The following is a 10076-nucleotide window of genomic DNA, read 5'->3' as shown; positions in this document are numbered from 1 at the left end:
GGCAGGGGCCGGCTGTCTTCCTGCCACCCCGGCCCTCTCCGGCGCCACGGTGTGCCGTGACTCGGCGCCCGCGGCGGCAGGAAGACAGCCGGCCCCTGCCGCCGCAAACTCCGCCACCGCCACAACCACCGCCGCCGAGATCCGGCCAGTGGCCCCGACCGGGCCGGTCTGGCCCCTGCGTTACGAGCTGCACCGCGCCGGCGGCGTGCGGACCGGCTGGCTGGCCGCCGCCGCCACGCTCGCCGTGTCCCTGCTCTGCGCGCTGCTGATGGCGCGCGCCGGTGAGACCTCGGCGGCCCGGCTGATCAGTGGTTGGCCCGTCGAACTCCCGCTGCCACCCGCAGCGTTCACCGCCGGGTTGCTCGGCGCTCTCGCCTTCGGCCAGGAGTTCCGCTACCCGGCGTTGGTCCACGCCGACCGCCCCGTGCCGCGGTGGCTGGGGCTGGTGGTGGCCAAGCTCGGGGTCTGCACCGCTGCCGCTGCCGCTCTCGCCGCGCTGTCCGCGATCGTCAACAGCGCCGCCCTCTGGCTCTTTTTCGGGGGAGAGGCGCTCAGCCCGCCCTCCGACTGGCCGGTGCTGGCGGGCGGTTGGGCCGGACTCGTCATCGGCTGCACCTGGGCCGGGCTGCTCGCCGCGGGTCTGTTCCGCTCGACCACCATGGGTCTGGCCGCCGTCCTCGCGGTGCCCGTGCTCGTCGTCCCCGCCGTACAGGCGCTCCCGGTGCGGCCGGCCACCTATCCGCTCGCCGGACTGCCGGGCCGGCTGCGGGAGGCGAGCCTGGTGCGCTGGCCTTCCGGTGGTGACCACTGGATCACCGACGCGGTGCGGCTGGGCACACAACCGGTCGGCCAGGCGCTGGTGTTGGCGCTCTGCGCCCTGCTCTGCGCATATCTGACCAGGGTGTTGCGGGGAAGGAGCGACTGGTGGCCGCCGGTGCGCCGTGTGCAGCGTGAACTGCCCACAACCCAGCGGAGATAGCCCGTTTCCTTCCGATTGGGCGTCAATGATGAGGTGATGGGCGATCACCCTTTCGTGTGCTTTTCACCAAAGACCTCAAGGGCGCCCAGAGTGTCGCCGACAAAGGATGCGTGAGTACCCTTGCGCACACCATGATGACCGCGGCTCGTCCCGTCGACTCCGGCCTCTCCGGTCCGGGCGAGCTTGACCGCTACCCGTACGGCGAGGCCCCGGGCGCCGAACGCTCCGGCATGCCCGCGTGGGACGGGTCCGACGTCGAGATGGGCCGAGTCGGCCGCCGGGCGGCCGGCAGCCGCGGGCGCGGCCTGCACGGCCAACTCGTCCAGCAGCTCGGCCAGATGATCGTATCCGGCGATCTCGGCGCCGACCGACCGCTCGTACCCGAGGAGATCGGCCAGCGCTTCGAGGTCTCCCGGACTGTCGTCCGGGAGTCGCTCCGCGTCCTCGAGGCCAAGGGCCTCGTGAGCGCGCGGCCGAACGTCGGCACCCGCGTCCGGCCGGTCAGCGACTGGAACCTGCTGGACCCGGACATCATCGAGTGGCGGGCGTTCGGGCCGCAGCGCGAGGACCAGCGCCGGGAGCTGTGCGAACTCCGGTGGACGATCGAGCCGCTCGCCGCCCGGCTCGCCGCCGGCCACGGCCGGGAGGACGTCCAGCAGCGGCTCGCCGACATGGTCGAGATCATGGGGCACGCGCTGGCCCAGGGCGACACCCTCACCTTCGCGCGGGCCGACACCGAGTTCCACACCCTGCTGCTCCAGCTCGGCGGCAACCGCATGCTCGAGCACCTCTCGGGAATCGTTTCCTCGGCGCTCCAGGTCTCCGGCGGGCCGGCCACCGGCTGCGACCGCCCGACCGAGAACAGCGTCGGACTCCACTCCCGGATCGTCGAGGCGCTCGGCTCCGCCGACTCCTCCGGTGCGGAGTCGGCGATGCGCCAGCTGCTCACCGTCCACCCCGAGGTCGAGCACGTCGTGCCCGCTCCGCGCGAGCACTGACCCCCGTGCGAGTGGTCAGCCGTGAGCACCGGTCGTCATAGCGGTATCGGCTCCTGCCCCGCGCGGGCGGAGGCAGGAGCCGATACGCGGTCCCGACCGGTGGTCAGCAGCAAGACGCCGCCCTCGCAAGCCAATCGCCACAATGCGCCCGATTACTGATGGTTTGAGGCCGCTGCACGGTGTGACTCGGGCCACGTGGATTGGGCGTAACACTCTTCGGGGCAGCGCGATGACCTAAGAGGTGGCACTCACTGAGGGAATACGGACGTCGTCCGCGGCGCTGACTTCCTCTGCGGTTCCGCCTGCGCCGTCGGTCCATCCCCGCCGGCGGTCGTCGACTCCGGTCCATGTGGACGGGGTCGGAAGCCGTTCCCATCGTTCCGAGAGGTTGTTCGTGTCGGCCAGCACATCCCGTACGCTCCCGCCGGAGATCGCCGAGTCCGAGTCTGTCATGGCGCTCATTGAGCGGGGAAAGGCTGAGGGGCAGATCGCCGGCGATGACGTGCGTCGGGCCTTCGAGGCTGACCAGATTCCGCCAACCCAGTGGAAGAACGTTCTGCGCAGCCTCAACCAGGTCCTCGACGAGGAGGGTGTGACGCTGATGGTCAGTGCCGCAGAGGCGCCCAAGCGCACCCGCAAGAGCGTCGCAGCGAAGAGCCCGGCGAAGCGCACCGCCACCAAGACCGTCGCCGCCAAGGCGGCCACCGCGAAGAAGGCCACCGCTCCGGCCGAGGCCCTCCCGGCGGCCGAGGCGGACGGCGTCGCCGCGGAGGCGGAGCTCGCGCCCGCCAAGAAGGCCGCGGCGAAGAAGACCGCCGCCAAGAAGACGGTCGCGAAGAAGACCGCGGCCAAGAAGACGGCGGCCAAGAAGACCGCCGCGAAGAAGGATTCCGACGAGCTGCTCGAGGGCGAGGAGGCCGTCGAGGAGGCCGCGCCGAACGGCAAGGCCCCGGCCGAGGGCGAGGGCGGCCCGGAGAACGAGGGCTTCGTCCTGTCCGACGAGGACGAGGACGACGCCCCGGCGCAGCAGGTCGCCGCGGCCGGCGCGACCGCCGACCCGGTCAAGGACTACCTCAAGCAGATCGGCAAGGTCCCGCTCCTCAACGCCGAGCAGGAGGTCGAGCTCGCCAAGCGCATCGAGGCCGGCCTGTTCGCCGAGGACAAACTGTCGAACTCCGACAAGCTCGCGCCCAAGCTCAAGCGCGAGCTGGAGATCATCGCCGAGGACGGGCGCCGCGCCAAGAACCACCTGCTGGAGGCCAACCTCCGCCTCGTGGTCTCGCTGGCCAAGCGCTACACCGGCCGTGGCATGCTCTTCCTGGACCTCATCCAGGAGGGCAACCTCGGTCTGATCCGCGCGGTCGAGAAGTTCGACTACACCAAGGGCTACAAGTTCTCGACCTACGCGACCTGGTGGATCCGGCAGGCGATCACCCGCGCCATGGCCGACCAGGCCCGCACCATCCGTATCCCGGTGCACATGGTCGAGGTCATCAACAAGCTCGCCCGTGTGCAGCGCCAGATGCTCCAGGACCTGGGCCGTGAGCCCACTCCGGAGGAGCTGGCCAAGGAGCTCGACATGACCCCGGAGAAGGTCATCGAGGTCCAGAAGTACGGCCGTGAGCCGATCTCCCTGCATACCCCGCTGGGCGAGGACGGCGACAGCGAGTTCGGTGACCTCATCGAGGACTCCGAGGCGGTCGTGCCGGCCGACGCGGTCAGCTTCACGCTGCTCCAGGAGCAGCTGCACTCGGTGCTCGACACGCTCAGCGAGCGCGAGGCGGGCGTGGTCTCGATGCGCTTCGGCCTCACTGACGGCCAGCCGAAGACGCTGGACGAGATCGGCAAGGTCTACGGCGTGACGCGTGAGCGCATCCGGCAGATCGAGTCGAAGACGATGTCCAAGCTGCGTCACCCGTCCCGCTCTCAGGTGCTGCGCGACTACCTGGACTGATGCAGGTGCCCCGACGGGGCGGTCGGCGCAGGTCAGCGAAGTGGAAGGCCCGGAACCCCGCGAGGTTCCGGGCCTTCGGCGTACCGGAGCGAGTCCGTCCGGGTGCGTTCCCGAGCCAATTGGGTCACCCTGGGTGTGCGTGATGCACCACAGAGTCAGGAGCCAGCAGCATGCGTCCTACCTCCCCAGCACTCGTCGGCGCACTCGCGCTGACGACGGCCGCGGCCGTGCTGCCGCTCGCCGCGTCCGCCCCCGCCGCGGCGGACGGCGTGATCATAGGCGGGCAGCCGGTGACCGTGGGCGACAGCCCGTGGGTGGTGGCGGTGGCGAGCCGGGGGCTGTTCGGGGACAGCAGGTCGGGGCAGTACTGCGGGGCCGTGGTGGTCGGGCGCACGAAGGTGGTGACCGCCGCGCACTGCATGAGCCGGGAGGTGCTGGGCATGGAGGGCAGCTCCGTACCCGACCTCAAGGTCATCGCGGGGCGCAGCGACCTCGGCGGGGACGCCGGCCGGGAGATCAAGGTGCGGAAGGTCGCGGTCAACCCCGACTACGACACGGCGACCAACGCGGGTGACGTCGCGGTGCTCACGCTGGCCCAGGCGCTGCCCGCGGGCCATGTGCTCCCCATGGCCGGGAAGGGCAGCTCCGCCTACGAGCCGGGCACCGAGGCCACGGTCTACGGCTGGGGGGACACCACGGGCAACAGCACGTATGCCTCACGGCTGCACTCGGCGAACGTACGGGTGCTGGAGGACGGGGTCTGCGAGGAGGCCTATCCGGGGACGCTGGACGGCCGCTACGAGGCGGACTCGATGGTGTGTGCCGGTCGGCCCGGCGGCGGCCACGACGCCTGCCAGGGGGACAGCGGCGGGCCGCTGGTGGCCCACGGCCGAGTGATCGGGCTGGTTTCGTGGGGCAGCGGCTGCGGTGAGGCCGGGCGGCCCGGCGTCTACACGCGGATCTCCTCGTTCGCCGACTTCGTCGACGAGGCGTGAGGGACCGGGAGTGGAAGGGTCCGGGCGCGACGAGAGCGGGCGGTCACCCCGTGCTCACGGGGATGACCGCCCGCCTACCGGCCCTTGGCCGGCACAGGCTCGTCGGGGCGCGATGTGTCAGCGTTCTTCGTCGGACGCAGACGCGGGAGCGGCGAGGCGCTCCGTCTCGTCCTGTATCTCAGCGGCGATCTTCTTGAGTTCCGGCTCGAACTTGCGGCCATGGTGGGCGCAGAAGAGCAGTTCGCCGCCACTCATCAGGACGACGCGCAGGTACGCCTGGGCGCCGCAACGGTCGCAGCGGTCAGCGGCCGTCAGCGGGGTCGCGGGTGTCAGAACAGTAGTCACGTCGCCTCTTCTCTAGCTCGACGAGCTGTCGTACCAGGGTCAACATCCAACCAGTCCGAAAACGTTCCCGCTCGCGGCTTTTCCTCGAAAGTTTTCCTCCGAGGTGGCTGGGCGCTGCCGGTTGGCGGCGAATGAGCCGTAGTGCGTTGGCTTACGTATTCATCGCGCTTGTGTTGGCTTGTCTGGCTTTGTCCTCCCGGCCGGCTTGCCGGGTTGTGAATGAGGACGTGCCCGGAGCCTAAATGGTTCATGCCTGGATGGGAACGTGATGTACACGTCACCCCTTCGGACTATCGAACGTACGATCGATAGTCGACTAGCATGGACCTTCTCTCGGGTGGTGGCACAAAGGCTCTATCAAGCCTCGGTACCCTCTGACGGACGACCCAGTCATCACCCGGGCCCCAGCAGGCCCAGCCAGAAATTCAGCGAGGAGCGAACCGCGTGACCGCCGAGACGTCCGTGCCGTCCACTGCGCTGCTGACGGGAGCAGACCGCGACGGTTCCAATTACACCGCGCGGCACCTGCTCGTCCTCGAGGGCCTGGAGGCGGTGCGCAAGCGGCCCGGCATGTACATCGGCTCGACCGACAGCCGCGGCCTCATGCACTGCCTCTGGGAGATCATCGACAACTCCGTCGACGAGGCGCTCGGCGGCCACTGCGACCGGATCGAGGTCGTGCTCCACGAGGACGGCTCGGTCGAGGTGCGGGACAACGGCCGGGGCATCCCCGTGGACGTCGAGCCCAAGACCGGCCTGTCGGGCATCGAGGTCGTGATGACCAAGCTGCATGCGGGCGGAAAGTTCGGCGGCGGCTCGTACGCGGCCTCCGGCGGTCTGCACGGCGTCGGCGCCTCGGTGGTCAACGCGCTCTCGGCGCGGCTGGACGTCGAGGTCGACCGGAGCGGGCACACGCACGCGATCAGCTTCCGGCGGGGCGTGCCCGGGATCTTCACGGAGTCCGGCCCCGACGCGCCGTTCGACCCCTCCAGCGGGCTGCTGAAGGGCAAGAAGGTGCCCAGGACGCGGACGGGCACCCGGGTCCGCTACTGGGCGGACCGGCAGATCTTCCTGAAGGACGCCCGGCTCTCGCTGGAGAACCTGTACGCGCGCGCCCGGCAGACCGCCTTCCTGGTGCCCGGGTTGACCATCGTCGTGCGGGACGAGCGCGGGCTGGACAGCGCGGAGCCGGTGGAGGAGGTCTTCCGGTTCGACGGCGGGATCAGCGAGTTCTGCGAGTACCTGGCGCAGGACAAGGCCGTGTGCGACGTGCTGCGGCTGTCCGGGCAGGGCACGTTCAAGGAGACCGTCCCGGTCCTGGACGAGCGCGGGCACATGACGCCGACCGAGGTCACCCGCGAGCTGGGCGTGGACATCGCGCTGCGCTGGGGCACCGGCTACGACACGACGGTCCGGTCCTTCGTCAACATCATCGCCACCCCCAAGGGCGGCACCCACGTCTCGGGCTTCGAGCGGTCCGTGACGCGGACGGTGAACGAGGTGCTGCGCTCCGCCAAGCTGCTGCGGGTCGCCGAGGACGACGTCGTCAAGGACGACGCGATGGAGGGCCTCACGGCGGTCGTGACGGTGCGGCTGGCGGAGCCGCAGTTCGAGGGGCAGACCAAGGAGGTTCTGGGCACCTCGGCCGCCTCCCGGATCGTCGCCGCCGTGGTGGCCAAGGAGTTGAAGGCGTTCCTGGCCTCGACCAAGCGGGACGCCAAGGCGCAGGCGCGGGCGGTGCTGGAGAAGGTCGTGGCGGCGGCCCGTACGCGGATCGCGGCGCGGCAGCACAAGGAGGCGCAGCGCCGGAAGACGGCGCTGGAGTCCTCCTCGCTGCCGGCGAAGCTCGCCGACTGCCGCAGTGACGACGTCGACCGCAGCGAACTGTTCATCGTCGAGGGCGACTCGGCGCTCGGCACGGCCAAGCTGGCGCGGAACTCGGAGTTCCAGGCGCTGCTGCCGATCCGCGGCAAGATCCTCAACGTCCAGAAGTCGTCCGTCTCGGACATGCTGAAGAACGTCGAGTGCGGGGCCATCATCCAGGTCATAGGAGCGGGGTCCGGACGGACCTTCGACATCGACCAGGCTCGCTACGGCAAGGTGATCTTCCTCGCCGACGCGGATGTCGACGGCGCGCACATCCGCTGCCTGCTGCTGACGCTCTTCCAGCGCTACATGCGGCCGATGGTCGAGCAGGGGCGGGTGTTCTCGGCGGTGCCGCCGCTGCACCGGGTCGAGCTGGTCAGCCCCAAGAAGGGGCAGGACAAGTACATCTACACGTACTCGGACAACGAGCTGCGCGAGACGCTGCTGGAGCTCCAGCGGAAGAACATCCGCTTCAAGGAGGGCATCCAGCGCTACAAGGGCCTCGGTGAGATGGACGCGGACCAGCTCGCGGAGACCACCATGGATCCCCGCCACCGGACGCTCCGCCGCGTCAACATCAGCGACCTGGAAGCCGCCGAGACGGCCTTCGATCTTCTGATGGGCAACGAGGTCGCACCCCGCAAGGAATTCATCTCCAACTCGGCTGCTACGTTGGACCGTTCACGCATCGACGCGTGACGAACATCACGTTTCACCTGATGGAGTGAACGTACGGGACCAGGGGTGTCCCTGCCGTATTTCTTTCAACGATCCTTGATCCGCGACCAGTTGAAGATCGCGGATCAAGGAGACCTTGGGTGGAACAGCACGACGGGCGCGAGGCCGGAACGATCCGGCTGGACGACCCCTGGTACGACGTGATCGCCCCGGAGTGGGGCGACGCCGTGGACGAGACCGGGCCACCCGAGGCCCCGCCTCCCGCCCCGCAGCAGTCCACCGCGGACATCTATCTGGAGGTCCAGCGGAGTGCGGCCTTCCAGAAGGTGCGCAGGACGTATCGCCGGTTCGTGCTGCCGGCGAGCGCGGTCTTCCTCGCCTGGTTCTTCGCCTATGTGATCACCGCGACGGTCGCGCCGGGTCTCATGGCGCGGTCGGTCGCCGGCGCGCTGAACGTCGCGATGCTGGCCGGGCTCGGCCAGTTCGCCACAACGTTCCTGCTCACCTGGGCCTACGCCCGTCACGCGCGGCTGCGCAGGGACCGGGAGGCGCTCGATCTGCGCTGGGAGACCCAGGACATGACGCGCACCAAGGTGCTGGTGACGAGCGGGGAGCAGCGGTGAGCACGCACCACCAGACCCTCGCTCTCGCCCTGTGCAGCGTGTTCGTCACCGTGACCCTGGTCATCACGACCTGGGTGGGCCGCCGCCGGCGCAAGGGCTCCGCGGAGGACTTCTACACGGGCGGCCGGATGTTCTCCCCCCTGGAGAACGGATTCGCCATCTCCGGCGACTACCTGTCCGCCGCGTCCTTCCTCGGCATCTCCGGGCTGATCGCGCTCAACGGCTACGACGGCATGCTGTACTCGATCGGCTTCCTGGTCGCCTGGCTCGTCGTGCTGATGCTCGTTGCCGAACTGGTGCGCAACACCGGCCGGTTCACCCTGGCCGACGTGGTCGCCGCGCGGATGAGCGAGCGCCCGGTGCGCATAGCCGCCGGCGCCTCCTCGGTCACGGTCTCGATCTTCTACCTCGTCGCGCAGATGGTCGGCGCGGGCAGCCTGGTCGCCCTGCTGCTCGGTGACTCGGGGTCGCTCACCCGCGCCCTGACGGTCGTCGGCGTCGGCGGGCTGATGGTCGTCTACGTCACGGTCGGCGGCATGCGGGCCACCACCTGGATCCAGATCGTCAAGGCCATGCTGCTGATGGCCGGGGCCGTCGCGCTCACGATCATGGTTGTGGTGCGGTTCGACGGCGACCTCGGCCAGATGCTCACCACGGCGGCCCACCGCAGCGGCCACGGCATGGACTTCCTCGCGCCCGGGCTCGCGTACGGTGGCAGTTGGACCGCGCGGATGGACTTCATCAGCCTCGGCCTGGCGCTCGTACTCGGCACCGCCGGACTGCCGCACATCCTGTCCCGCTTCTACACCGTGCCGACCGCGCGCTCCGCCCGCCGCTCGGTCGTCTGGTCGATCGGCCTCATCGGCGCCTTCTACCTGATGACGATCGTGCTCGGCTTCGGTGCCGCCGCCGTCGTCGGCTCCAACGCCGTACGGGCCTCCAACGCGGCCGGGAACACGGCCATTCCGCTGCTCGCGCTCGACCTCGGCGGCGGGGCGGGCTCCACCGGCGGCACGGTGCTGTTCGCCGTGGTCGCGGCCGTCGCCTTCGCCACCATCCTCGCCGTCGTCGCGGGCATCACGCTCGCCTCCTCGATCTCCGTCGCCCACGACCTGTACGCGCCGATGCGCGGCCGGCACGCGGTGCGGGTCAAGGACGATACGAGGCAAGGTGGTTCGCCCAAGGTCGCGCGGTACGCCGCGGTGCTCATCGGCGGTCTGGCCATCGGCCTCGGGCTGCTCGCCCAGGACCTGAACGTGGCGTTCCTGGTCGGCCTGGCCTTTGCCGTGGCTGCCTCCGCGAACCTCCCCGCGCTGCTGTACTCGCTGTTCTGGAGCCGGTTCACCACGCGCGGCGCGCTGTGGGCCATCTACGGCGGTCTGATCCCGGCCGTGGTGCTCGTGGTGTTCTCGCCGGTCGTGTCCGGCTCGCCGACGGCGATCGTGCCGGGTGTGGACTTCTCGGTCTTCCCGTTGCAGAACCCCGGCCTGGTCTCCGTACCGCTGGGCTTCCTGATGGGCTGGATCGGCACGGTGACCTCGCGGGAGCCCGCGGACCCGGCCATCCACGCCGAGACCGAGGTCCGCTCCCTGACGGGAGCCGGGGCGGCGTAGCGCGTCCCCCCGCCCGGCCTCCTGC

Annotated in this window: 7 protein-coding genes and 1 pseudogene; 7 read left to right on the top strand and 1 reads right to left on the bottom strand. The window is 70.0% G+C overall.

Features of this window, described 5'->3' with window-relative positions; all coding sequences use genetic code 11:
- The 4 genes and pseudogenes from AOK16_RS10505 to AOK16_RS10490 all read left to right on the top strand — a co-directional run.
- Positions 1-979 (top strand): annotated as a pseudogene (locus AOK16_RS10505) (ABC transporter ATP-binding protein); the annotation flags it as partial.
- A 56-nt stretch (positions 980-1035) separates the two neighbouring features.
- Positions 1036-1977, top strand: a complete 942-nt coding sequence (locus AOK16_RS10500; protein WP_276202489.1) for a FadR/GntR family transcriptional regulator — start codon at positions 1036-1038, stop codon at positions 1975-1977.
- A gap of 394 nt (positions 1978-2371) precedes the next feature.
- A complete protein-coding gene (locus AOK16_RS10495) occupies positions 2372-3931 on the top strand; it encodes an RNA polymerase sigma factor (RefSeq protein ID WP_055471982.1) in 1560 nt (519 codons plus the stop codon).
- Between the two features lie 170 nt (positions 3932-4101).
- Positions 4102-4926 (top strand): S1 family peptidase, encoded by an 825-nt coding sequence (locus tag AOK16_RS10490; protein WP_055471981.1) that lies wholly within the window; start codon positions 4102-4104, stop codon positions 4924-4926.
- Positions 4927-5043: 117 nt separating this feature from the next.
- Here AOK16_RS10490 and AOK16_RS10485 read toward each other — a convergent pair whose 3' ends face one another.
- The gene (locus AOK16_RS10485) at positions 5044-5271 is read right to left on the bottom strand and encodes a DUF7455 domain-containing protein (protein WP_055471980.1); all 228 of its coding nucleotides are present in this window, start codon (positions 5269-5271) and stop codon (positions 5044-5046) included.
- A 444-nt stretch (positions 5272-5715) separates the two neighbouring features.
- Between AOK16_RS10485 and AOK16_RS10480 the strand changes: the two genes are divergently transcribed.
- From AOK16_RS10480 to AOK16_RS10470, 3 genes are all read left to right on the top strand, one after another.
- Positions 5716-7836, top strand: coding sequence for a DNA gyrase/topoisomerase IV subunit B (locus AOK16_RS10480; protein ID WP_055471979.1), 2121 nt, complete (start codon positions 5716-5718; stop codon positions 7834-7836).
- A 119-nt stretch (positions 7837-7955) separates the two neighbouring features.
- The gene (locus tag AOK16_RS10475) at positions 7956-8438 is read left to right on the top strand and encodes a DUF485 domain-containing protein (RefSeq protein WP_055471978.1); all 483 of its coding nucleotides are present in this window, start codon (positions 7956-7958) and stop codon (positions 8436-8438) included.
- Complete coding sequence (locus tag AOK16_RS10470) at positions 8435-10051, top strand: solute symporter family protein (protein WP_055471977.1); 1617 nt, start codon at positions 8435-8437, stop codon at positions 10049-10051. Before AOK16_RS10475 ends, AOK16_RS10470 begins: the two co-directional genes overlap by 4 nt.
- Positions 10052-10076: the final 25 nt, after the last annotated feature.

The organism is Streptomyces pathocidini, assembly GCF_001418495.1.
In the GTDB taxonomy this organism is placed as follows: domain Bacteria; phylum Actinomycetota; class Actinomycetes; order Streptomycetales; family Streptomycetaceae; genus Streptomyces; species Streptomyces pathocidini.
This window is presented reverse-complemented; position numbering and strand designations above follow the sequence as displayed.